The organism is Klebsiella sp. HMSC16C06 (assembly GCF_001808325.1).
GTDB classification, from domain to species: Bacteria; Pseudomonadota; Gammaproteobacteria; order Enterobacterales; family Enterobacteriaceae; genus Klebsiella; species Klebsiella variicola.
The window spans coordinates 131,114-153,515 of the sequence record NZ_KV793024.1; the positions used below are offsets into that span (position 1 = coordinate 131,114).

Here is a 22,402-nt window from a genome sequence, read left to right on the forward strand (position 1 = left end):
AAGGCGGGTAAATCAGGCAGAGCGCTCCTGGCGCAGGGCAATAATTTCTTTGGCTAAATCCTGGCACAGCATCGCGGTCATTAAGTGATCCTGGGCGTGCACCAGAATAAGGTTAACGGTGATTTTTCCGCAGCCTTCGTCCTGACCTATCAACGCCGTTTGGATCTTATGCGCTGCCCGACAGGCCGCTTCCGAGCTGGCCATCAAATCCGCTGCCCGCCCCCATTCCCGCTGCCGGGAGGCGGCAATCGCCTCCATGGCGTCTGATCGCGCCTGACCAGCATAAATCAGCAACTCCATGACCGTACTTTCATCTGCAAACATCGCCATCCTCCTGGTCGGTCGCCGCCGCGGTATTGACCTTGTTAGCGGCAATCACAAACGGTAAGTAAATGAGTGTTGAAACCGCGAGGCACAGAATGCCGACAAACAGCGCCAGCCAGTTGCCGCCGGTGCCAAAGAAGGCGATAAGCGGCCCGGGCGTGGTCCAGGGTACGGCGTAAGCAATCGGCGGAATAAACTCCATGCTAATAAAGAAATAACCGATCAATGAATTCACAAACGGCACCAGAATAAACGGGATCACCAGGATAGGGTTAAGCACAATCGGCAGGCCAAACATCACCGGTTCATTGATGTTAAACAGGCCCGGCACGAAGGCCATTTTTGCCAGGTCACGATAATCTTTGCGCCGTGAGGCAATAAAGATGGCCAGTAACAGGCCCAGCGTCATACCCGACCCGCCGCAGTTGGCAAACGCATCGTTGATGCCAGTCCAGGTAATGGGGTACGGTGCCCCCCAGGTGCTGCCATGCGAGGCGGCATAGGAGAGGTTTTCGAGGTTGGCTTCCGAGAAGATGGTCTCGCGGATGGCGGCCACGGTGTTCGGACCATGGATCCCCAGCACCCACAGGAAATTCGCTACCAGCCCCAGCACCAGAACCGTCACGATGTTGGTCCCCATATCCTTCAGCGGCGCCTGAATAAGGGTATAGATCAGATCGTTAAGGCCGTTAGGCGAAATACGCGTCAACAAATAGTTGAGGATCGAAAAGAAGATCATCACGAAGAAGATCGGCAACAACACCTTAAAGGAACGCGCCACCGCCGGCGGCACCGCAGCCGGCATCGTGATGGTCACCCTTGGGTTGCGCGCCAGGCGGCAAAAGAGTTCGCTGGAAATCAGCGCGACGATAATCGCCACAAACAACCCCTGCGGGCCAAGATATTTGGTCGCCAGATAGGCCTGGCCATCAATGATGGTATAAGGCGTGTACACCACAAAAAAGGCGCCGATCGCCGTCAGGCCGCACAGGAGATCGTCCTGCTGATAGCTGATCGCCATATTGCGCGCCACCAGAAAGGTGATCAATATCGCCATAATATTGACCGAACCGTTCATTACCGGGGTGAAAATCTGCTGCGCCTCCGCGAGGTGGGGGAATATCGCCCCTAAATGCAGAATACTGGCGATAAATCCGTCAGGCGACAAAATAGCAAAGTTGATAAGAATAATCAGCGAACTGGCCATGACGATGGGAAACGAAAGAATAAACGCATCGCGAATCGCTGAAACGTGGATCTGAGAATTTAACTTAATCGCGACAGGCACGAGGATTTTTTCCATGCCGCGCTCAAAGGTATCCATGAAACTCATGACGAACCCTTATTCATAATAATTTATTAACGTCATCGTGTTTTTTAGCCGCAGCAGCCCAGGGCAGCAACGAAAGTACCCACACGATAACGGGGATAAATGAGAAAACTATTGGTTTGCCAATAATGCCAGCGCACTTTCCAGAACAGCTTTACCGTCCATTTGCCCATAATATTTCATATCAATCACCGCCACGGGTATTTTTCCCTGAGCCACCTCTTCTATTTCCTTTTTTTGAAAGCGGACCTGTGGTCCCAAAAGGACGACATCTACTTCATTGTTCTTAATTTTTTCTTTAGCTTCAGAAATGGCCAGCGCATTGATATTAACCTGAGCCTTAATATTTTCAGCCTGCTCCAGCATGCGTTTCACCAGCATACTGGTCGACATTCCCGCCGCACACACTAATAATATATTTTGCATTACCCCTTCCTGTTTTATTTATGACCTCAATTGACGAGCACTTTAATAATTGTTAATTTTCTTAACCGCGGTTTTGATCACAGTTAGCCATACCAAAGTGGTGCAGAAGCAAAGCAAAAAATGAACGTCTTGCCCTGTATTTAACAACATACGTTAGCAAGCCCATGTTTCCAAAGGGATTGTGGAGGTTCAAAAGTGGTTTACAAAAATATCGTCAATTTGCTTAAAAACAAAATTAATAGCCCGTTCTACAACATTGGCGATCTTCTGCCGGCCGAAAAAGAGTTGGCAGAACTTTATGATGTTTCGCGCAATACGTTACGTAAGGCGCTGAAAACCCTGGAAGAGGATGGTTTAATCGAACGCCGACATGGCTCAGGGACATGGATTAGAAATAAGCATTTCCAGGCGTCGGTGACACACTTAGACAGTTTTACCGAAATTGCCCGTAATCAGGGGAAAACGCCCTCCAGCCAGATCCTCAAATTCGAGTTACAGCCAGCGTCGGAGGAAATTGCCCGTGGACTGCAATTGCAGCATGGCGAAGCGGTATATTATGCTAAGAGATTACGTTTTATCGATAATATTGCCATGCAATTAGAAGAAACCTGGCTCTCCGCGACCCGTTTTCCCGATCTGACCATCGCGCATATGAAGAAATCGAAGTTTTCATATATAGAAAACGAATGTGGGGTAAGAATAAATGGATGTTACGAATCAATAGTGCCGGTGCTCCCAACGCCTGAGCTGGCAACCCTCCTGCATATCAGCGCTAAAGATCCGATTATCCGCATGCAGACGCAGGCGATTGATGAACACCACCAGCCTATCGATTATTCCATTCTGTATACCAATATGTTTGAATTCCAGGTGAAGTATTATCTGCCGCGACAGACGGCGTCCGGTCTGCCCGCAAGCAAGACCGGACAATAACTTAACCCGGGCGGCGAAAAGAGACGAGGGTGACGAGGATCCCCAGCGCCGCGCAGAGGGCGCCGGCAAGGAACACCGACGAGTAGCCCAGCGAGGTCGCCAGCAGGCCGGTCAGCGGCCCGGTCAGGCCATAGGAGATGTCCTGAAAGGCCGCATAGCCGCCGAGCGCGGTGCCGCGCACCTGCGCCGGAACGCGCTTCACCACCTCCACGCCGAGCGACGGGAAAATCAGTGAGCAACCGCATCCGGTTAGCGTCGCACCGGCCAGCGCCAGCCAGGCATTCGGCGCCAGCCCCAGCAGGGTCAGACCAACCGCCTCTATCAGCAGCGAAACCATCGCCACCCTGACGCCGCCAAACCGGTCCGGCATCCAGCCAAACAGAATACGCATCACGACGAAGGCGCCGCCAAACGCCGTCAGGGTAAAGCCGGCCATCGGCCAGCTATGGCTGGCGAAATAGAGGGAAACGAAGGTGCCGATCACCGCAAAACCAACGCCCTGCAGGCCCAGGCCAATGCCTGGCCGCCAGATCATGCCGATGACGCTCCATAATGAAGGCCGCTCGCCACCGTGAGCCGCCACTTTGCGCACGGTACCGTTAATAAGCCAGGCAACGAGCGGTAAACCCATGGTGACGCAGGCCAGCACCGCCACGCCGAAATGGCTATAGATCAATAATCCCAGCGGGGCGCCCACCGCCAGCGAACCGTACATCGCCATACCATTCCATGACATGACTTTGCCGGAGCGGGCCGGCCCCACCAGCCCCATCCCCCAGCTCAGGTTACCGGTCAGCAGCTGGCTTTCGCCAAACCCGAGGATCAGGCGGCCCAGCAGCAGCAGGCCAAGCCTGGCGAGCACCGGCAGCGGCAACAGCGCAGCGGCCAGCCATGCCGCGCCCGCCAGGGCGCAGGCCAGCATCCCTTGCAGGACGGAGCGTTTAGCGCCGTACTGGTCTGCCAGGCGGCCGGCGTACCCCCGGGTCAGAACGGTGGCGAGGAACTGGATCCCTACCGCCACGCCAACCACGGTGTTGCCAAATCCCAGCTCCTGATGGACAAAGAGCGGGATCACCGGCAGCGGCAAACCAACGGTCATGTAGGTCAAAAAGACGGCAAACGTAATACGGAAAAGCGAAAAATTCGCCGAAGAATGGGATGTTGTTTCAGTAACTGCGGACATGCATTACTCCAGATTCGCAGAGTAAGGCGAGCAAAGCGACACGCCCCCTCCACCTGATTATCAGGGTTAAGGCGCGTTGGTTGACGTTAAACGCTTACGCATTAGTGGAGAGACTAATGGATCCGCCAGCAGTGTGCCTGCAGGCCCTTACCCTGTCAAGATAACAAAAAAGGGGAGCCGGTGGCTCCCCTCTGCACTTCGCATACTGATTAGGCGTTGTATTTACGCATCACCAGCGTGGCGTTGGTGCCGCCGAAGCCGAAGCTGTTGGACATCACGGTGGTCAGCTTAGCGTCAGTCGGTTTGGTGACGATGTTCAGGCCGGCAGCCTGCTCGTCCAGCTCTTCGACGTTGATGCTCGGCGCGATAAAGCCGTGCTCCAGCATCAGCAGGGAGTAGATGGCTTCCTGTACGCCCGCCGCGCCCAGCGAGTGGCCGGTCATCGCTTTGGTTGCCGAGATAGCCGGGCTGTTGTCGCCGAACACTTCGCGGATGGCGCCCAGCTCTTTCACGTCGCCGACCGGAGTAGACGTACCGTGGGAGTTCAGGTAATCGATCGGCGTATCAACACCGTGCATCGCCATCTGCATGCAGCGCACTGCGCCTTCACCAGACGGGGCGACCATGTCAGCGCCATCGGAAGTTGCGCCGTAGCCGACGATTTCGGCATAGATGTGCGCGCCACGCGCCAGGGCGTGTTCCAGTTCTTCCACCACGACCATACCGCCGCCGCCGGCGATAACGAAGCCATCACGGTTCGCATCATAAGTACGGGACGCTTTTTCCGGGGTGTCGTTGTATTTGGTGGACAGTGCGCCCATGGCGTCGAACTCGCAGGCCATTTCCCAGCACAGCTCTTCGCCGCCGCCGGCAAAGACGATGTCCTGTTTGCCCAGCTGGATCTGCTCTACCGCGTTACCAATACAATGAGCGGAAGTGGCGCAGGCCGAGCTGATGGAGTAGTTAACGCCGTGGATTTTGAACGGCGTAGCGAGGCAGGCGGAAACGCCGGAAGCCATCGCTTTCGTGACTACATACGGGCCCACGGCTTTCAGACCACGCGGGCTACGCATGGCATCAGCGCCGAAGACCTGGAATTTCGGGGAGCCGCCGCCGGAGCCTGCGATCAGGCCAACACGCGGGTTGCTCTGGTATGCTTCCGGCGCCAGACCTGCGTCGGCAACGGCCTGTTCCATGGACAGGTAAGCATAGATAGAAGCGTCGCTCATAAAGCGCACTACTTTGCGGTCAATGAGGCCAGTGGTATCCAGTTTGACGTTGCCCCATACGTGGCTGCGCATCCCTGAATCTTTAAGCTCCTGAGAGAAAGTGATCCCTGAACGTCCTTCACGCAGAGATGCCAGGACTTCCTGCTGGTTATTACCGATGCTGGAAACGATGCCCAAGCCAGTAATCACTGCACGTTTCATTAAATACCTCTGTAAGTCGCACTATTTTAAGTTTCGTGTCGCACAATAGCGTACACTTGTACGCCGAACAAGTCCGATCAGACATTTTGTGTATAAATTTGCGCCCTCAGGCACACATCGTTAAGATCGTGCTACGCCTTGTGATTCGAGTAACTTACGTGAAACAAAACGCCATACAACCCGCCAACCTGGAATTCAACGCTGAGGGTACACCTGTTTCCCGAGATTTCGACGATGTTTACTTTTCCAATGACAACGGTCTGGAAGAGACTCGCTACGTTTTTCTCGGTGGAAATCGCCTGCCGGAGCGTTTCGCCAGCCACCCTCGCCCGCTGATGATCGTCGCGGAGAGCGGCTTCGGTACCGGGCTCAATTTCCTCACCCTGTGGCAGGCGTTTGACGTTTTTGTTCGTGATAACCCGGACGTTACCCTGCAAAGGTTACATTTCATCAGTTTTGAAAAATATCCGTTAAAGGCTGAGGATCTCCGCCTGGCGCACCAGCGCTGGCCAGAGCTGGCTCCGTGGGCGCACCAGCTGCAGGCGCAATGGCCGTCGGCCTTCGGCGGATGCCATCGTCTGCTGCTCGACGGCGGGCGGGTGACGCTCGATTTGTGGTTTGGCGATATCAATGAGCTGACCAGGGAGCTGGATGATTCGCTGAACCAGCAGGTGGACGCCTGGTTTCTTGACGGCTTTGCCCCGGCCAAAAATCCCGACATGTGGACCCAGGATCTGTTCAATGCCATGGCACGTCTGGCGCGGCCCGGCGGGACGCTGGCCACCTTTACCTCCGCAGGGTTTGTCCGCCGCGGCCTGCAGGAGGCCGGCTTTACCATGCGTAAAAGCAAAGGCTTCGGCCGCAAGCGGGAGATGCTGACCGGCGAGATGGCGCAAACGCTGAGCTTTCCTGCGCGCGTCCCCTGGTTCGCTCGCAGTAGCAGCGATGCCCGCGAGGTAGCCATCATCGGCGGCGGGATCGCCAGCGCCCTGCTCTCCCTCGCGCTGCTGCGCCGCGGCTGGCAGGTGACCCTCTACTGCGCCGACGACGCCCCGGCGCAGGGCGCCTCCGGCAATCGCCAGGGTGCGCTGTATCCGCTGTTAAGCCAGCACGATCCGGCGCTGGCGCGCTTTTTCCCGGCAGCCTTTACCTTCGCCCGCCGAATGTATGACGCGCTGCCGGTGATGTTCGATCATCAATGGTGCGGTGTCACCCAGCTCGGCTGGGATGAAAAAAGCGCGCACAAAATCGCCCAGATGCTGGCGCTGAATTTACCTCCGGACATCGCCTGCGCGGTGACGGCGGAACAGGTTGTCGGGTTGACCGGCGTCGATACCGGCTGCGGCGGCATCACTTATCCGGCCGGCGGCTGGCTGTGCCCGCAGCAGCTCACCGCCGAATTGCTGGCGCTGGCGGCAACTCGCGGACTGCACGTGCACTATGGTTATCACGTTGAAACGCTCAGCGCGGAGGGCGATGGCTGGCTGCTCAATCAGCAGCGCAATCATCAGGCGGTGGTGCTGGCGAACGGCCACAGCATCGCGGATTTTGCGCAAACCGCGCAGCTGCCGGTCTACCCTGTTGGCGGCCAGGTCAGTCATATACCTACCACCCCGCGGCTTTCCGCCCTGCGCCAGGTGCTGTGCTACGATGGCTACCTGACGCCGCATAATCCGCAAAATCAGCAGCACTGTATTGGCGCCAGCTACCATCGCGGGAAGACCGACACCACCTTCAGCGAGGAAGATCAGCAGCACAACCGGCAACGGTTGATCGACTGTTTCCCGAACGCGGAGTGGACGCTGGACGTGGATATCAGCGCCAATGCCGCCCGCTGCGGCGTGCGCTGCGCCACCCGCGATCACCTGCCAATGGTCGGCAACGTGCCAGACTATGAGGCAACATTGACGCAATACGCCAGCCTCCACGAACAGCTGGATCACGCCGGTCGCGCGCCGGTCTGTCGTAACCTGTTTATGCTTGGGGCGCTCGGATCGCGGGGACTCTGCACCGCGCCGTTAAGCGCTGAGCTGCTGGCGGCGCAGATGAGCGGTGAACCGCTGCCGCTGGATAGCGATACTCTGGCGGCGCTGAATCCGAATCGGCTGTGGGTGAGAAAACTGCTGAAGGGAAAAGCGGTGAAATAAAACCATGAGGGCAGGCAATTTCCCGGGTACGGCTGACGCCTGACCCGGGCTACAATATGGCTCAGGCCTGATTTTTCGCCTGTTGATACAGGTTATGCCACATCCCCTGCACCAGAATTTGGTCCGGCGGCGACAGTTCGCCAGCGCTGATGGCCTTCTCCAGGCTCTGGCTGACCTTACTGTTTACCGCTTCAGCAGAATGCTCGCCCTCACCTTCCAGCTCAGCCACCGCCAGCGTCAGGTGGCCGCGCAGATAACCGCCGGCAAACAGTTCATCATCACTGGCGTGGTCTACCATGTTGTCAATCAGCGCCAGAATGCGTGATTCAAACTCCGCGATCATCATCTTACCTCTTGTCATGTAATGTGTGGCCTTAGTGCAGGTCTTCCGGCCACGGAAAGTGTTCCGCCGTCAATGTCGGCGTTTGATAATAATGTTGCAATGCGCGAATAAAACGCGCCGGACGTTCGGGGATCCCTTGTTCAAGCAAAGTCATTACCCGAGCATGAACCCGGCGCTGGAAGGCGATGCGATCGGGCTCAACGTCTCCTTCCAGATTGTCACAGCTGACGTTAAACGGAAATCCCGCCGCCACGCAGAACAGCCACTCATAGGCCTGCGGTTTCACCTCGACCTCCTCAAACTGGCTTTGAGTCATCGCATCGCGGCCATCCGGGCAGTACCAGTAGCCAAAATCGACTCGTTCGCGGCGCGCTTTGCCGGCGACACACCAGTGAGAAATCTCGTGCAGGGCGCTGGCAAAAAACCCGTGCGCAAACACGATACGGTGATAGGGCGTGTCGTCATCGGCCGGAAGGTAGATCGGCTCATCGTCGCCTTTTACCAGGCGAGTATTAAATTCTTCGGCAAAGCAGCTGTCGAAAAGGTCAATCAGCTGCTGATAATGGTGTTGCTGTTGCATTAATGAATTCCCAACCACTGCAAAATCTCAGCCCCGTGGCTGTCATAGAGAAGCTTCGCGCTCATCACCGCCGAGACGATAACGATCATCGGCCGGATCAGCGACTGCCCTTTACTCAGCACCAGCCGGGAGCCGGCGCGAGCGCCAATAAACTGGCCGGCCATCATCACAAAGCCGGTGGCCCAGATGACCTTCCCGCCGATGATAAACAGCAGCAGACCGCCGACGTTTGAGGTCGCGTTCAGCAGCTTGGCATGGGCCGTCGACTTCGCCAGGTTAAATCCGGCCAGGGTGACAAAAGCCAGTGCATAAAACGAACCGGCGCCGGGGCCAAAAAAGCCGTCGTAGAATCCTACGCTGCCGCCAGCAACCAGCGCAAACGGCAGACCGTACAGCCGACGCTGCCGGTCCGCTTCGCCCAGTTTCGGCATCAGCAGAAAATAGAGACCGATGCCGATCACCAGCAACGGCAGGATCTGCTTAAGAATATCGGACTGGACGTGCTGGACCAGCAGCGCACCCGCGGTTGAGCCGATAAAGGTCATCAGAATATTCAGCTTCTGATCGGCGAGGCTGACCACCTTACGGCGGACAAAATAGAGGGTCGCCGATAGCGACCCGCCGCAGGCCTGCAGCTTATTGGTCGCCAGCGCCTGCGCCGGCGGCATTCCTGCCGCCATCAACGCCGGAACGGTCAGTAAACCCCCGCCTCCCGCCAGTGAGTCAATAAAACCGGCCAGGATGGCGACAAAGAAGAGTACCACCAGCACCAACGGCGATACGGCAAACAACTCGATAAAACTATCCATTACAGCACATGCTCATCCAGTAGCGCCTGGCAGGAAGGCGGCAGCGGCGGCGGCGTCTTCTTCACAGGGGGGGTAGACCCGGTTTAGGTGGTTCGAACCAGCTCTGCAGCTCCGCTCCGCAGCCATCGCCGGGCGGCGGTGGCGCCTGATCCTCGCACTCCAGACTTCCCGCCGGGCAACGCAGTCGGACGTGCATATGAGCGCGATGCTGGAACCAGGGACGGACTTTACGCAGCCACTGGCGGTCGCTGCCCGCGTCCAGGCACAGTTGCTGTTTAATCGCCGGGTTGACGAAAATACGGGTGACCTCGCTATCTTCCGCCGCCAGCTTGATCAACTGGCTGATTTGCGGGCTCCACAGCGACGGCACCACGTGCTTGCCGTCGCTGGCGACCAGATCCAGCGCCTGCGGCTTCAACAGCTGAGACGATGTCCAGCGCGTTTGCGGCAGCTGGAGGAAAATATCGACATCCAGGCCCGTCTGGTGACTGGCGTGACCGCCGTTAAAGCGCCCGCCTGCCGGCATCCCCATGTCGCCAATCAGCACGGTTCCCATTCCTTTATTGTGCACCTGATTACTCAGGCGCTGAATAAACTGAACCAGATCCGGATGACCGAAGTAGCGACGCTGATCGGTACGCATCACCTGATAGCCGGTGGCGCTCAGAGGGAGCGCCTCGGCGCCCACGATACAGCCATTGGAAAATGCGCCGATTGACTGGGCGCTGCCGCCGATCGGCTGGGATATTTTCTGCCACGGCGTCGCGGCCAGGCTACCGGCGCTGGCCAGCAGCGCGAGCAGTGCGATAACGGTGTTTTTCATGGTTACCAGCGTGGAATTGTCGTCGTCACATCGCCATTCTGCGCGCGCTGACGCATAAAGTGATCCATCAGGACGATCGCCAGCATCGCCTCAGCGATCGGTACGGCGCGAATGCCGACGCACGGATCGTGACGCCCTTTGGTGATCATCTCCACTTCTTCGCCAAAGCGGTTAATCGTATGACCGGGAACGGTAATACTGGAGGTAGGCTTCAGCGCGATGTTGGCAACGATCTGCTGGCCGCTGCTGATGCCGCCAAGAATGCCGCCGGCGTGGTTGCTCTGGAATCCGTCTTTGGTGATTTCATCGCGGTTTTCGCTGCCGCGCAGCTTCACCACTTCAAAGCCGTCGCCAATTTCCACCCCTTTCACGGCGTTGATGCTCATCAGCGCGTGGGCGATATCGGCATCCAGGCGATCGAAGACCGGCTCGCCGAGGCCCGGCGGTACGCCGTCAGCCACCACCGTCACTTTCGCGCCAATGGAGTCACCCTCTTTTTTCAGGCCGCGCATCAGTTCATCCAGAGCGTCGATTTTATCCGGGTCCGGGCAGAAGAACGGGTTCTGCTCGACCTGATTCCAGTCTTTGATGGCCAGCGGAATATCGCCCATCTGCGTCAGGCAGCCGCGAATGACGATGCCGAACTTCGCGGCAAGGTATTTTTTGGCAATCGCCCCGGCCGCTACGCGCATCGCGGTTTCGCGCGCAGAAGAACGACCGCCGCCGCGATAGTCGCGCAGACCATACTTTTGCTCGTAGGTGTAATCGGCGTGGCCCGGACGGAACAGATCTTTGATTGCGCCGTAATCCTGCGAACGCTGATCGGTGTTCTCAATCAGCAGGCCGATACTGGTCCCGGTAGTAACGCCTTCGAAGACGCCGGAAAGAATTTTGACCTGATCCGGCTCGCGACGCTGCGTGGTGTAACGCGAGGTGCCCGGGCGACGACGATCGAGGTCGTGCTGCAGGTCGGCTTCGGTCAGCGGGATGCCCGGCGGCACGCCGTCGACGATGCAGCCCAGCGCCAGGCCGTGCGATTCGCCGAAGGTAGTGACGCGAAAGAGTTGTCCAATTGTATTTCCTGCCATCACGGCTCCAATCTTTTTCGTTATGTTGGCGTGTTGTTTTTTTTAGTCTTTATAAATACCGAAGTGCGCGCGGGCGTCAATCAGCTGCTGTTTGGTCAGCATGAAGACACCGTCGCCGCCGTTATCAAACTCAAGCCAGGTAAACGGCACGTCCGGATATTGCTCCATCAGATGTACCATGCTGTTACCGACTTCACAAATCAGAATCCCGTCATCGCTGAGATAATCCGGCGCGTTACCGAGGATGCGGCGCGTCAGCTTCAGGCCGTCGCTACCGGAGGCCAGACCCAGCACCGGCTCATGCTCATACTCTTCCGGCAGATCGGCCATGTCCTCTTCATCGACATACGGCGGATTGGTGACGATCAGATCGTACTGCAGCTTCGGCAGATCGCGGAACAGGTCGGAGCGGATCGGCGTCACGTGATGGATCAAGCCATGGGACTCCACGTTGTGCTCGGCGACGGCCAGCGCGTCCGGGGAAATATCCACGGCGTCGACTTCGGCTTCCGGGAAAGCATAGGCGCAGGCGATGGCGATGCAGCCGCTGCCGGTGCACATATCAAGGATATGCTGCGGCTTATGGTTAATCAGCCCGGCAAACTGATTGTTGATCAGTTCGCCAATCGGGGAGCGCGGGACCAGCACCCGCTCATCGACGTAAAACTCATGCCCGCAGAACCACGCTTTGTTGGTCAGATAGGCGACGGGAATGCGCTCGTTCACGCGGCGGATCACCCGCTCAACGATGCGGTGTTTCTCGCTGGAGGTCAGACGCGCAGTCCGCATATCTTCCGGGATATCCAGCGGTAGGTAGAGCGACGGCAGCACCAGCTGTACTGCCTCGTCCCACGGGTTATCAGTTCCGTGACCGTACCAGATATTAGCAGCACTGAAACGGCTTACCGCCCAGCGCAGCATGTCCTGAATGGTATGCAGCTCATTGACTGCCTCATCAACAAAAATTTTATCCACGACAACCTCCAGGGCACACTCTGCTATAAATTCGGCGGCTAGTGTGCCATGAAGACGGCGATAAATCAGCATTCTTGCGTGGGGTGACCGGGGAAAAAACAGGTTTTCCTTGCCCGAAGGGATATTGAGTCGGGTAAACTAGCGCAAAGTATTAATGAGAGTGGACAATGAAAAAGAAGACATCGCTAAGCGAGGAGGATCAGGCGCTGTTCCGTCAGTTAATGACCGGCACGCGGAAGATCAAGCAGGACACCATCGTTCACCGTCCGCAGCGCAAGAAGGTCACTGAGGTTGCTCCGAAGCGTTTGCTGCAGGAACAGGCCGATAACAGCCACTATTTCTCTGATGAGTTTCAGCCGCTACTGAATACTGAAGGCTCGACGAAATATGTCCGCGCCGACGTTAGCCATTTTGAGCTGAAAAAGCTGCGCCGTGGGGATTATTCGCCGGAACTGTTTCTCGATCTGCATGGGCTCACCCAGCAGCAGGCCAAACAGGAACTGGGCGCGCTGATTGCCGCCTGCCGCCGCGAACATGTGTTTTGCGCCTGTGTGATGCACGGGCACGGCAAACATATTCTCAAACAGCAAACCCCGCTGTGGCTGGCGCAACATCCGCATATAATGGCGTTTCACCAGGCACCAAAAGAGTACGGCGGTGACGCCGCACTGCTGGTGCTGATTGAGGTAGAGGAGTGGCAACCGCCGGAGCTGCCTTAACGGCGGGCTCCGGGGCCGTCAGATGGCGTTGGCCATCTTGAGATTGCAGGGGCTTTTCTGCCAGAGGTATTCACCCTTGCCGTCGGCGTCCAGCGTCACGCAGGCGATAGCCGAGGTGGTGAACATCGGAGGCGTTTCCCCCGGACACAGCTCTGAGACCAGGTACCCCACCAGCGGCAGGTGGGAGACGACCAGCGCCGTCGCCACGCCTTCATTCGCCAGCGCCTGCAGATAGGCGCTAACCAGGCCTACGTCGCCGCACGGCGTGAGTTCCGGCATCACGTCGACATGTTTCGGCAGGTTCATGCACTCCCCAACAATATCCAGCGTCTGTTCTGCACGCAGATAGGGACTGACAAGAACGCGCTCAATATCCACTTTTTGACCTTTCAGCCAGGTTGCCATCTGACGAGACTCATCACAACCGCATACGGTTAATGGACGAACTGAGTCGCTGGCTGCATCGAGGGCAGCGTCGCCGTGACGCATAATAAAAACTTGCATATTGCACCGCTTTTGTTAACCAGAAGCACCGTAGTTTGGCCTGCGAAGACAATACGCAGGTGACCCGGTGGCCGGGCATTGTGCCTGATCCATTCAACGAATGAAACGCTGTTTTTTACCTCAATGGCGTAAGTATAGTCAATCATTGTTTACAAAACAGCCAATCAACAGCGTCATCCGCAGCCGGATTTATCTTCTTTGACCACAACTTAGGTCAGCCGTTCATCCGCTGGCCAAAAGGTTGTCCCCTGTTCGGCCATGCGTAATAAAGTGTCACAGGGTGTAAAACGTGGGCCGTACTGGGCGGCCAGGCGCTGCAGGATCGCGGCAACTTCACCCGCGCCGATAGTATCCATATACCGGAACGGGCCGCCAAGAAATGGCGGAAAGCCTATACCAAAGACGGCGCCGATATCGCCATCGCGCGCGCTACGGATAATCTGCTCATCAAAGCAGCGCGCCGCCTCGTTAAGCATCATCATCACACAGCGTTCCGCCACCTGCTGCGCGGAGAGCCGCGACTGGGGGCGGTCGATGCCGAGCAGCGGATAGACTGCCGGGTCGGGCCGTTTTTTGCTTTTACGCCCTTTTGTCTCATAAAGATAGAAACCACGATTATTTTTTCTACCTTTGCGATCGTCCTTCAAAATCGCGTCAATGATGTTTGCAGGTGGGCTAAAACGTTCTCCAAACGCGCTCTCCAGCACGGGGATAATTTTGGTGCCGGTATCGATGCCAACCTCATCCAGTAGCTGGATTGGCCCTACCGGGAAACCGAATTTAACCAGGGCCTTATCAATCTCTTCAACCGGTTCGCCCTCCACCAGCAGGCGCATCGCTTCATTGATATAGGGCGCGAGGATGCGGTTCACATAGAAGCCCGCTTTATCCGCCACCACAATCGGCGTTTTCCCCTGACGTTTAGCCAGTTGCACCACGGTAGCGATAGCCTGCGGATCGGTTCCCTTATGCGGGATCACTTCAACCAGCGGCATTTTTTCCACTGGACTGAAGAAATGCAGGCCGATCACCCGCCCGGGGCGACGGGCCTGGGCGGCAATATCGCCTATCGGTAACGATGAGGTGTTCGACGCAAAGATGGTCTGCGGCCCGCAATATTGCTCCACTTCGCTGACCATCCGCTGCTTCAGGGCCAGGTCCTCAAATACCGCCTCGATCACCACGTCGCGATGAGCAAAGCCCTGATAGTCGGTGGCGCCGGAGATCATCGCCATCTGGCGATCGCGCTCACTGGGGCGCAGACGACGCTGGCGGACCTGTTTATTCAGCAGCTCCCAGCTGTACTTTAAGGCATGGTTAATCCCACGCGGCTGGATATCTTTAATGCGCACCGGCAGCCCGCCCTTACAGGCGGTCACATAGGCGATCCCCCCGCCCATCAGGCCGCCGCCCAGCACCGCAATGCTCGTCAGCGGTCCGGGCTCTGCTTCGGCGCCACGGTCTTTTTTCAGATCGGTACTGGCAAAGAAGATCGAACGCAGCGCTTGCGACTGCGGGGTCATCGCCAGTTCGCCAAACGCGCGAGCTTCTTCGGCGTAACCGCTGCTGCAACCGTGGGTCAGGCCATTCTCGACAACCTGCAGAATTCGCTTCACCGCCGGATAGTTCCCCTGGGTCTTGCGCTGCGTTTGTTTGCCGACGAAATGGAATAACAGATGGCGGCCCAAAGGCCCCGCCAGCACGCGTTCGCGTACGGGCATATCCCGACTGGCCGGTCGCCCCTTCAGCGCCAGCTCCACCGCCGCCTGCAATAAAATCGCCTGTGGAACCACCTCGTCCACCAGACCGGCCTTCAGCGCCTGGCGCGCACGCAGCTGCCTGCCGGTAAGCATCATATCCAGCGCTGTACTGACGCCAATCAGCCGCGGTAAACGCTGCGTTCCCCCGGAGCCCGGCAGCAGGCCAAGCTGCACTTCCGGCAAACCGAGTCGGGTTTTTTCGTCATCGCTACAGATCCGGCCATGACAGGCCAGCGCCAGTTCCAGACCGCCGCCGAGGCAGGCGCCGTGGATGGCGGCAATCACCGGGATCGACAAGCCATGGATTTCAGCCATAATCTGCTGCCCCTGGCGCGCCAGCGCTTCCGCTTCCTGCGCGCTGCGGCAGCGGGCAATCATGTTAATGTCTGCGCCGGCGATAAAGTTATCCGCTTTGGCGGAGATAAACACCACGCCGCGCACCGACTTATCATCACGAACCTGACGTATCAGCCCCCGCACCTGATTGCCGAACTCAGCTTTCAGGGTATTCATTTTCTCACCCGGGGCATCGATGGTGATCACCGCGATCTTGTCCGCACGGACCTCAAGCTTAAAAGCGGAAACAGTATCCATTATTCAGCCTCCACGATCATCGCCGCACCCAGACCACCTGCCGCGCAGGCCGTCACCAGACCGAATCCCCCGCCCCGTCGCCGCAGCTCATGCAGCGTCTGGGTGATCATCCGCGCGCCGGTGGCAGCAAAAGGATGACCGTAAGCAATAGATCCGCCGAGGACGTTAAACTTGCTCTCATCCACCTCACCGGTGGCCTGCGAGCGTCCCAGCACTTCACGAGCAAAGCGCTCGCTTGCCAGACACTGGAGATTGGCCAACGTCTGCGCAGCAAAAGCTTCGTGCATATCAATAAGCGTCAGATCCGCCAGCGTCAGACCTGCCCGCTCCAGCGCCAGCGGCGTGGACCATGCGGGCCCCAGCAGCATATCCTGCCAGACGTCGATGGCGGTAAAGGCATAGCTGCGCAGATAACCCAGCGGCGTCAGACCCAGCTCTTTGGCCCTGGACTCGGTCATCAGGATCACCGCCGCCGCGCCGTCCGTCAGCGGCGTGCTGTTGGCTGCGGTGACGGTGCCATGTTTGCGGTCAAAGGCAGGGCGTAACTTTTGGTAATCTGCGAGGGTTGAATTTTTACGAATATTGTTGTCCTGCTCCAGCGGCTCGCGGAAAGGGGGCGCGTAGGCCGTCATCACCTCAGCTGACAACTTTCCCTCTTCCCAGGCTTTGGCCGCCAGCTGGTGCGAACGATGCGCCAGCGCATCCTGTTGTTCCCGGGTGATGCCCCAACTTTTCGCCATCTGTTCCGCGGTATCGCCCATCCGCAAACCGGTTGAATATTCCGCCACCGCCGGGGGGACCGGCAGCAGGTCGCGCGGCCGCAGACGGGAAAACAGCTTCAGCTTTTGGCTCAGCGTGCGGGCTTTATTGGCATCCACCAGCGTGCGGGCCAGTGTTTTACTGACCCCAATGGGCAATACAGAAGAGGAGTCGGCGCCGCCGGCAATACCGGCGCGGATGGTGCCGGCCATCAGGCTTTCAGCAACATTCGCCACGGCCTGGAAGCTGGTGGCGCAGGCGCGACTGACGCTATAGGCATCGGTGTGCACGCTCATTCCGGTGCCGAGCACGATTTCCCGGGCGATATTCGGCGCCTCCGGCATCTGCACCACCTGGCCAAAAACCAGTTGCTCAATGACGTCCGCGGGAATGTCACTCCGGGCGAGCATTTCGCCAACCACCATTTTCCCTAAATCAACGGCCGGAACGCCATGAAAAACCGTCGCCTGGCGCGCAAATGGCGTGCGTAAACCCCTGACAATGGCAATGCGATCGCCCTGACGGGTGATAAGCGGTAATGCCTGACTCATAACGCTCCCCTGTTAAGCAAAACAACCAAGTGGTCTGACCTGATAACAGTCTTAACTAATTTTTTACATTAAGCCAATCGGGGAAGCGAAAAATTGCGAGCCAAAACACATTGAACAGAAAGGTAACGCCCCTTCTACGGGGCGTTAAACGGAGGGATTAACGTAATCCTAACTGGAAGATCAGCGATTCGGCTTCGCAGCTAAAAATAAAATCGATATCCAGCTGTACGCCGCCGTCAACGTCGGTGAAGGTCGGGTTGATTTTGCACGGTTCAGATTGCACATTACGCGCTTTCTCGCTCAGCGCAGCGAGCGTTTGCTCCGCTTCCGCGCGGTTGGCGAACACGCGGCTGTATGAGGCGGTGCAGTCGGTGTTGTCCACAATGGTGCCAACATCCATACAGCAGCATACCGGGGTTTCATCAGCGCTACATTTACTCATCGTAGATTTCCTCTGTATAGGCATCTTCGGTGCCAGACAAATAATGTGCCTATTTTACGCCCTGCCCCCGGTGAGCCTCCAGCCGAGAATCGCCATCACCGCGTTAAGTGACAGAAATCACACTTAAAAATGATCTAAAACAAAAATCACCTCTTCTGCCTCTTACTCTCCCCGACAATTTTGCCAGCTGGATCGCGTTTCTGTTATCACAATTGAAAAACTTCATAAACAAACTTGCAACAACTCATCTGGTCAGACCTATACTCAGCGCACTGGTCTGATTTCTCTGTTGTACCACAGACCCTACACTTCCGCGCTTCTGTTACGGCATGTAACATAGTTTAAAAAAAAATAACTCAATGAGGTTATGGGCATGAGCCAGAAAACCCGCTTTACCCAATCTGCCCTTGCAGTGGCTGTAGCACTTGTTTCCACCCAGGCCTGGTCAGCAGGCTTCCAGCTCAACGAATTCTCTTCATCAGGGCTGGGTCGGGCCTATTCCGGTGAAGGGGCTATCGCAGACGATGCAGGCAATGCCAGTCGTAACCCGGCATTAATTATGATGTTTGACCGTCCAACCATGTCGGCGGGCGCCGTTTTTGTTGACCCGGGTGTCAATGTCTCCGGCACCTCTCCCACCGGCAAGAGCCTGAATGCGGACAATATCGCCCCGACGGCGTGGGTACCCAACTTCCACTTTGTCGCGCCGATTAACGATCAATTCGGTTGGGGGGCATCTATTACCTCTAACTACGGCCTGGCAACGGAATACAACGATGACTATGCGGCTGGCAGCATGGGCGGTAAAACCGACCTGACCACCGCGAACTTCAACCTGAGCGGCGCCTACCGTCTCGACAGCAACTGGAGCTTTGGCTTAGGTTTTGACGCGGTCTACGCCAAGGCGAAGATCGAGCGCTATGCGGGTGACCTGGGTCAGATTGTCGCTGGTTCTGGCGCACTGCCGCCGGCGCTGGCAGGCCAGGTGGCGAAGATCCCTGCCGACACGCAGATCGCCCATCTTAACGGCAACGCCTGGGGCTTTGGCTGGAATGCCGGTATCCTCTATGAGCTGGATAAGAACAACCGCTACGGTTTTACCTACCGTTCCGAGGTGAAGATCGACTTCGACGGTAACTACCGCAGCAGCCTGCCGGCGGCCTATAACCAAATCCTCGGCAACTTCGGTCTGCCAGCGGGCACTAACGGCCAGACCACCGGCGGTTCACTGACCCTTAACCTGCCGGAAATGTGGGAGCTGTCGGGCTATAACCGCGTGGCACCGCAGTGGGCGGTCCACTATAGCCTGACCTACACCAGCTGGAGTCAGTTCCAGGAGCTGAAAGCCACCGGCAGCAACGGCCAGACGCTGTTCTATAAAGAGGAAGGCTTCAAAGATGCCTACCGTCTTGCGCTGGGGACCACGTATTATTACGACGATAACTGGACCTTCCGCACCGGTATCGCTTTCGATGACAGCCCGGTGCCGGCCAACAACCGCTCCATCTCCATTCCTGACCAGGATCGCCTGTGGCTGAGCGCGGGTACCACTTACGCGTTTAACAAGGATGCGTCGGTTGACGTCGGTCTTTCCTATATGCACGGCCAGCACGTAGAAATTAAGGAAGGCCCGTATACCTTCCGTTCCGAAGGGACCGCCTGGCTGTACGGCGCCAACTTCAACTACCGCTTCTGATAAGCCGCGCGCAACAAAAAAGGGTGAACAACATGTTCACCCTTTTTTTATCGTTCGCAGATTACTGTGAATCAATGTCTTTCAGTTCATCCTGAATAGCCTGGGCATTCGGGTTGTCCGCCGGGGTCAGCTTACCGCCGTTGGCGATAAAGTCATGGCGCTGGAAATAAGCTTCACGCATCAAAATGTAAGGATCGGAAGACTGACGGAGCAGGCCGTCGGAATCCAGCAGCTGGGCACGAGTTTCAATCCCTTCGACAGCCCATTTACCAATCGACATCGGCCAGGTCAACCAGGAGAGTACCGGGTAGAGGCCATCGGCCATATCACCGCCTTCATCGCGCAGCGTAAAGCTACCGTAGAATGGCAGTTGCACATACGGACCATAGCCGACGCCATAATGGCCGAGCGTGCTGCCGAAACGATGCGGTTCAACGCGCTGCAGCTGCGGATTCGCCATGCCCGCGACATCGATCAGACCGCCCATCCCGAGGATGGTGTTCAGGAAGAAACGGGTAAAGTGCACCATACCTTTATAGGGGTCGCCCTGCAGGAAGGAGTTCACCATTACCGCCGGCTCTTCAAGGTTGCTGGTGAAGTTACTCAAACCATTGCGCGCCGGCTGCGGGACGTAGTCACGCCATGCCACCGCCACCGGGCGAAGCACGTAAGGATCAACCACGTTAAAGTTGAAATTGAACATCGTGCGGTTAAACCCTTCTAACGGGTCTGAACGCCCCTGCGGCTGATCGCCAGAGCTGGAACTGGCACATCCCACCAGCAATGTGGCGCCAAGCGCAAGCGCCGACAGGCGATAATTCATAGGTGTCTCCCTGGTTTTTATGGCTATCGCGAGTTGCCATCCATGACGGAAAGACAACGTTTCCGCCCGTATAGATGTGAGCGATTGTAACAGCACGTTGAACGATGTCTATATCACCCAAGTTGTTGATTTGATCATAGCCTGGGAATAACGAGATCGCGGGGCTCCCATTCTACCGGAGCAACAAAAATCTGACGTTACCATTTTTGCGATTTCAGAGTATGCCCAGCCAGACGGCAGGGAAAGCCGCTACGCTATATCTATATAGATTGATAGCGAGGGCCACGAAATGGATGAACTAGACAATAACAAATTAAAACCAGCGGATGACGAGCGAGAAGTCGAAAGTGAAGAAAAACAGCGCGGAGAGGAAATAGAAGTGGATGAAGATCGCCTGCCCTCGCGGGCGATGGCCATCCATGAACATATTCGCCAGGAAGGGGAAAAAGAGATGGAACGCGATGCGCTGGCCCTGTTGTGGTCAGCCATTGCGGCCGGTCTGTCGATGGGCGCCTCCCTGCTGGCAAAAGGGATTTTTCACGTCAAACTGGAGGGGATCCCGGGCGGGTTTTTACTGGAAAATCTCGGGTATACCTTCGGCTTTATTATCGTGATCATGGCCCGCCAGCAGCTGTTCACGGAAAATACGGTTACCGCCGTTCTGCCGGTGATGCACAATCCCACCCCAGGTAACATCGGTTTGCTGATGCGGTTGTGGTCGGTGGTGCTGGCCGGCAACCTCATCGGTACCGCAGTGGCCGCATGGGCCTTCAATTTTATGCCCGTCTTTGATGAACCAACTCGTCAGGCCTTTGTCAGCATCGCCGAAGATGTAATGAAAAACAGCCCGACGGAGATGTTCGCTAATGCGATTATTTCCGGCTGGCTGGTCGCCACCATGGTCTGGATGTTTCCTGTCGCCGGTGCGGCCAAGATCGTGGTGATTATTCTCATGACCTGGCTTATCGCCCTGGCGGATACGACTCATATCGTGGTGGGATCGGTCGAGATCCTTTATCTGGTGTTTAACGGAAGCCTGCCCTGGAGCGACTTTATCTGGCCGTTCGCCCTGCCGACGCTGGCGGGAAATATCTGCGGCGGGACCTTCATCTTCGCGCTGCTGAGCCATGCGCAGATCCGTAACGATATGAGCAGCAAGCGAAAAGCGGAAGCCCGCGCCCAGGCCGCGGAGAAAGCCAAAAACGCCGACCGGGCATAAAAAAAGCGCCGTGAGTGGCGAGGGTTTAAGCAGTCAGACGGTATGGCTCTTACTCAGGCGGGCAAAAAACGCTATACTCGCACCGCCTTGTCCCCTTAGTTAAATGGATATAACGAGCCCCTCCTAAGGGCTAGTTGCAGGTTCGATTCCTGCAGGGGACACCATATAAACGTTGACCGCTATTTCCCACCATTACCTAAACGCCAGCCATGGCATATTCTTCTCGCCATCATAATTTGCCGAAATTATCCACGAGTGGATTAGCCAGGACAGGAAGGGGCGCCCCAGTCAATCGCACAGACAATAAACCGACAAAAACGCGCATTCCGCGTACAATGCCCCTTGGCTTAAACAGTCACAAGCCACTACCCCAGTGCAACCTTCTCTGGACGATACAGGAGCCAGGCGTTGATATGAAACAGATCACCCTCAGCGATATGCAGCAGCAGAGCGAAGCGGCAGCCAGTGCACCGCGCTTGCGTGCCCATCGCAATTTTCATCCCGAACTAAGCGACCCGGTACAGCGCCTCGCCATTGCGATGGAACCCGGCACCTATATCCGTCCGCACCGGCACAGACATACCTTCGAACTTTTGCTGCCGCTGAAAGGCCGCTTTGTGGTACTGAATTTTGATGACAATGGCGTAGTCACCCGCCGGGTGGTGCTGGGTGAAACCTGCACGGCGCTGGAAATGGAAGCCGGTACCTGGCATACGGTGCTCTCGCTCGACCCGGGCGGGATGGTTTTTGAAGTTAAGCAAGGTGCTTATCAGCCGCTTGCCGAAGTTGACACCATGGCCTGGGCGCCTGCCGAAGGCCAACCGGGCACCGCAGAGATGATGGCATGGTATGCCATCGCGCAGCCGGGGGACCGTTTTCTGTCGACGCCACAATAACAACAGCTACACCAAACAGACGCGACTGGCGTCTGTTTGCCCCCCCCC

The 22,402-nt window shown here is 57.0% G+C and carries 21 protein-coding genes, 1 tRNA gene and 1 pseudogene; 7 read left to right on the forward strand and 16 right to left on the reverse strand.

All coding sequences use genetic code 11. The annotated features are described in order from the left end of the window. Positions 1-12: 12 nt before the first annotated feature. The 3 genes from HMPREF3142_RS24925 to HMPREF3142_RS24935 all read right to left on the reverse strand — a co-directional run bounded on the left by HMPREF3142_RS24925 (position 13) and on the right by HMPREF3142_RS24935 (position 2,080). Positions 13-324: a PTS lactose/cellobiose transporter subunit IIA gene (locus tag HMPREF3142_RS24925; protein ID WP_023340577.1), complete on the reverse strand. Its 312-nt coding sequence runs from the start codon at positions 322-324 to the stop codon at positions 13-15. Next, positions 311-1,657 (reverse strand): PTS sugar transporter subunit IIC, encoded by a 1,347-nt coding sequence (locus HMPREF3142_RS24930; protein WP_032730862.1) that lies wholly within the window; start codon positions 1,655-1,657, stop codon positions 311-313. The genes HMPREF3142_RS24925 and HMPREF3142_RS24930 overlap by 14 nt, the downstream gene beginning before the upstream one ends. 108 nt (positions 1,658-1,765) lie before the next feature. Next, positions 1,766-2,080 (reverse strand): PTS sugar transporter subunit IIB, encoded by a 315-nt coding sequence (locus HMPREF3142_RS24935; protein WP_022066023.1) that lies wholly within the window; start codon positions 2,078-2,080, stop codon positions 1,766-1,768. A gap of 195 nt (positions 2,081-2,275) precedes the next feature. Between HMPREF3142_RS24935 and HMPREF3142_RS24940 the strand changes: the two genes are divergently transcribed. Continuing rightward, a complete protein-coding gene (locus HMPREF3142_RS24940) occupies positions 2,276-3,013 on the forward strand; it encodes a GntR family transcriptional regulator (protein WP_012540966.1) in 738 nt (245 codons plus the stop codon). A gap of 1 nt (position 3,014) precedes the next feature. Here the strand turns inward: HMPREF3142_RS24940 and HMPREF3142_RS24945 are convergent, their stop codons facing one another. Together HMPREF3142_RS24945 and fabB are read right to left on the reverse strand one after the other, a co-directional pair. Further along, positions 3,015-4,196: an MFS transporter gene (locus HMPREF3142_RS24945; RefSeq protein WP_070612837.1), complete on the reverse strand. Its 1,182-nt coding sequence runs from the start codon at positions 4,194-4,196 to the stop codon at positions 3,015-3,017. Positions 4,197-4,405: 209 nt separating this feature from the next. Beyond that, on the reverse strand, positions 4,406-5,626 hold the full coding sequence (gene fabB, locus HMPREF3142_RS24950) for a beta-ketoacyl-ACP synthase I (RefSeq protein ID WP_008803915.1): 1,221 nt from the start codon (positions 5,624-5,626) through the stop codon (positions 4,406-4,408). 158 nt (positions 5,627-5,784) lie between these two features. Between fabB and mnmC the strand changes: the two genes are divergently transcribed. Then, entirely contained in the window at positions 5,785-7,773 is a 1,989-nt protein-coding gene (mnmC, locus tag HMPREF3142_RS24955) for a bifunctional tRNA (5-methylaminomethyl-2-thiouridine)(34)-methyltransferase MnmC2/FAD-dependent 5-carboxymethylaminomethyl-2-thiouridine(34) oxidoreductase MnmC1 (RefSeq protein WP_008803914.1), read from the forward strand. A gap of 61 nt (positions 7,774-7,834) precedes the next feature. Here mnmC and HMPREF3142_RS24960 read toward each other — a convergent pair whose 3' ends face one another. The 6 genes and pseudogenes from HMPREF3142_RS24960 to prmB form a co-directional block, all read right to left on the reverse strand. Continuing rightward, positions 7,835-8,116, reverse strand: coding sequence for a YfcL family protein (locus HMPREF3142_RS24960; protein ID WP_008803913.1), 282 nt, complete (start codon positions 8,114-8,116; stop codon positions 7,835-7,837). A 31-nt stretch (positions 8,117-8,147) separates the two neighbouring features. Continuing rightward, a complete protein-coding gene (locus tag HMPREF3142_RS24965) occupies positions 8,148-8,696 on the reverse strand; it encodes an elongation factor P hydroxylase (protein ID WP_008803912.1) in 549 nt (182 codons plus the stop codon). After that, positions 8,696-9,505, reverse strand: a complete 810-nt coding sequence (locus tag HMPREF3142_RS24970) for a sulfite exporter TauE/SafE family protein (protein ID WP_008803911.1) — start codon at positions 9,503-9,505, stop codon at positions 8,696-8,698. The genes HMPREF3142_RS24965 and HMPREF3142_RS24970 overlap by 1 nt, the downstream gene beginning before the upstream one ends. Further along, positions 9,505-10,328: pseudogene (gene mepA / locus HMPREF3142_RS24975) on the reverse strand (penicillin-insensitive murein endopeptidase). Before mepA ends, HMPREF3142_RS24970 begins: the two are co-directional and overlap by 1 nt. 2 nt (positions 10,329-10,330) lie before the next feature. Continuing rightward, the gene (gene aroC / locus HMPREF3142_RS24980) at positions 10,331-11,416 is read right to left on the reverse strand and encodes a chorismate synthase (protein ID WP_012540962.1); all 1,086 of its coding nucleotides are present in this window, start codon (positions 11,414-11,416) and stop codon (positions 10,331-10,333) included. A gap of 42 nt (positions 11,417-11,458) precedes the next feature. Next, the gene (prmB, locus tag HMPREF3142_RS24985) at positions 11,459-12,391 is read right to left on the reverse strand and encodes a 50S ribosomal protein L3 N(5)-glutamine methyltransferase (RefSeq protein WP_002913346.1); all 933 of its coding nucleotides are present in this window, start codon (positions 12,389-12,391) and stop codon (positions 11,459-11,461) included. 167 nt (positions 12,392-12,558) lie between these two features. Here prmB and smrB point away from each other — a divergent pair, with 167 nt between their 5' ends. Continuing rightward, positions 12,559-13,110 carry an endonuclease SmrB gene (smrB, locus tag HMPREF3142_RS24990; protein ID WP_008803907.1) on the forward strand — a complete coding sequence of 184 codons (552 nt, stop codon included), beginning with the start codon at positions 12,559-12,561 and terminating at the stop codon, positions 13,108-13,110. An 18-nt stretch (positions 13,111-13,128) separates the two neighbouring features. Here the strand turns inward: smrB and sixA are convergent, their stop codons facing one another. The 4 genes from sixA to HMPREF3142_RS25010 all read right to left on the reverse strand — a co-directional run bounded on the left by sixA (position 13,129) and on the right by HMPREF3142_RS25010 (position 17,720). Then, a complete protein-coding gene (gene sixA / locus HMPREF3142_RS24995; RefSeq protein ID WP_008803906.1) occupies positions 13,129-13,614 on the reverse strand; it encodes a phosphohistidine phosphatase SixA in 486 nt (161 codons plus the stop codon). Positions 13,615-13,823: 209 nt separating this feature from the next. Beyond that, positions 13,824-15,968 carry a fatty acid oxidation complex subunit alpha FadJ gene (gene fadJ, locus HMPREF3142_RS25000; RefSeq protein ID WP_070612840.1) on the reverse strand — a complete coding sequence of 715 codons (2,145 nt, stop codon included), beginning with the start codon at positions 15,966-15,968 and terminating at the stop codon, positions 13,824-13,826. Then, on the reverse strand, positions 15,968-17,278 hold the full coding sequence (gene fadI / locus HMPREF3142_RS25005) for an acetyl-CoA C-acyltransferase FadI (RefSeq protein WP_008803904.1): 1,311 nt from the start codon (positions 17,276-17,278) through the stop codon (positions 15,968-15,970). Before fadI ends, fadJ begins: the two co-directional genes overlap by 1 nt. Before the next feature lie 157 nt (positions 17,279-17,435). Then, on the reverse strand, positions 17,436-17,720 hold the full coding sequence (locus HMPREF3142_RS25010; protein WP_012967491.1) for a YfcZ/YiiS family protein: 285 nt from the start codon (positions 17,718-17,720) through the stop codon (positions 17,436-17,438). 373 nt (positions 17,721-18,093) lie between these two features. Here HMPREF3142_RS25010 and fadL point away from each other — a divergent pair, with 373 nt between their 5' ends. Beyond that, positions 18,094-19,416 (forward strand): long-chain fatty acid transporter FadL, encoded by a 1,323-nt coding sequence (fadL, locus tag HMPREF3142_RS25015; protein ID WP_012967490.1) that lies wholly within the window; start codon positions 18,094-18,096, stop codon positions 19,414-19,416. Positions 19,417-19,477: 61 nt separating this feature from the next. Here fadL and mlaA read toward each other — a convergent pair whose 3' ends face one another. Further along, the gene (gene mlaA / locus HMPREF3142_RS25020; protein ID WP_012967489.1) at positions 19,478-20,239 is read right to left on the reverse strand and encodes a phospholipid-binding lipoprotein MlaA; all 762 of its coding nucleotides are present in this window, start codon (positions 20,237-20,239) and stop codon (positions 19,478-19,480) included. A 289-nt stretch (positions 20,240-20,528) separates the two neighbouring features. Between mlaA and HMPREF3142_RS25025 the strand changes: the two genes are divergently transcribed. The 3 genes from HMPREF3142_RS25025 (at position 20,529) to HMPREF3142_RS25035 (ending at position 22,354) form a co-directional block, all read left to right on the forward strand. Then, positions 20,529-21,458, forward strand: coding sequence for a formate/nitrite transporter family protein (locus tag HMPREF3142_RS25025; protein ID WP_008803900.1), 930 nt, complete (start codon positions 20,529-20,531; stop codon positions 21,456-21,458). 89 nt (positions 21,459-21,547) lie between these two features. Then, positions 21,548-21,622 (forward strand) — tRNA-Arg (locus HMPREF3142_RS25030). A gap of 249 nt (positions 21,623-21,871) precedes the next feature. Further along, complete coding sequence (locus tag HMPREF3142_RS25035; protein WP_008803899.1) at positions 21,872-22,354, forward strand: WbuC family cupin fold metalloprotein; 483 nt, start codon at positions 21,872-21,874, stop codon at positions 22,352-22,354. Positions 22,355-22,402 lie beyond the last annotated feature (48 nt).

What these genes read in the sequence shown, in the direction of transcription:
- smrB (WP_008803907.1), top strand. Translation starts at nt 12,559, where the DNA reads ATGAAAAAGAAGACATCGCTAAGCGAGGAGGATCAGGCGCTGTTCCGT.
- sixA (WP_008803906.1), bottom strand. Translation starts at nt 13,614, where the DNA reads ATGCAAGTTTTTATTATGCGTCACGGCGACGCTGCCCTCGATGCAGCC.
- fadJ (WP_070612840.1), bottom strand. Translation starts at nt 15,968, where the DNA reads ATGGATACTGTTTCCGCTTTTAAGCTTGAGGTCCGTGCGGACAAGATC.
- HMPREF3142_RS24935 (WP_022066023.1), bottom strand. Translation starts at nt 2,080, where the DNA reads ATGCAAAATATATTATTAGTGTGTGCGGCGGGAATGTCGACCAGTATG.
- HMPREF3142_RS24945 (WP_070612837.1), bottom strand. Translation starts at nt 4,196, where the DNA reads ATGTCCGCAGTTACTGAAACAACATCCCATTCTTCGGCGAATTTTTCG.
- HMPREF3142_RS24925 (WP_023340577.1), bottom strand. Translation starts at nt 324, where the DNA reads ATGTTTGCAGATGAAAGTACGGTCATGGAGTTGCTGATTTATGCTGGT.
- fadL (WP_012967490.1), top strand. Translation starts at nt 18,094, where the DNA reads ATGAGCCAGAAAACCCGCTTTACCCAATCTGCCCTTGCAGTGGCTGTA.
- HMPREF3142_RS24930 (WP_032730862.1), bottom strand. Translation starts at nt 1,657, where the DNA reads ATGAGTTTCATGGATACCTTTGAGCGCGGCATGGAAAAAATCCTCGTG.
- HMPREF3142_RS25010 (WP_012967491.1), bottom strand. Translation starts at nt 17,720, where the DNA reads ATGAGTAAATGTAGCGCTGATGAAACCCCGGTATGCTGCTGTATGGAT.
- mlaA (WP_012967489.1), bottom strand. Translation starts at nt 20,239, where the DNA reads ATGAATTATCGCCTGTCGGCGCTTGCGCTTGGCGCCACATTGCTGGTG.
- fabB (WP_008803915.1), bottom strand. Translation starts at nt 5,626, where the DNA reads ATGAAACGTGCAGTGATTACTGGCTTGGGCATCGTTTCCAGCATCGGT.
- HMPREF3142_RS24970 (WP_008803911.1), bottom strand. Translation starts at nt 9,505, where the DNA reads ATGGATAGTTTTATCGAGTTGTTTGCCGTATCGCCGTTGGTGCTGGTG.
- HMPREF3142_RS25035 (WP_008803899.1), top strand. Translation starts at nt 21,872, where the DNA reads ATGAAACAGATCACCCTCAGCGATATGCAGCAGCAGAGCGAAGCGGCA.
- HMPREF3142_RS25025 (WP_008803900.1), top strand. Translation starts at nt 20,529, where the DNA reads ATGGATGAACTAGACAATAACAAATTAAAACCAGCGGATGACGAGCGA.
- fadI (WP_008803904.1), bottom strand. Translation starts at nt 17,278, where the DNA reads ATGAGTCAGGCATTACCGCTTATCACCCGTCAGGGCGATCGCATTGCC.
- aroC (WP_012540962.1), bottom strand. Translation starts at nt 11,416, where the DNA reads ATGGCAGGAAATACAATTGGACAACTCTTTCGCGTCACTACCTTCGGC.
- HMPREF3142_RS24960 (WP_008803913.1), bottom strand. Translation starts at nt 8,116, where the DNA reads ATGATCGCGGAGTTTGAATCACGCATTCTGGCGCTGATTGACAACATG.
- HMPREF3142_RS24965 (WP_008803912.1), bottom strand. Translation starts at nt 8,696, where the DNA reads ATGCAACAGCAACACCATTATCAGCAGCTGATTGACCTTTTCGACAGC.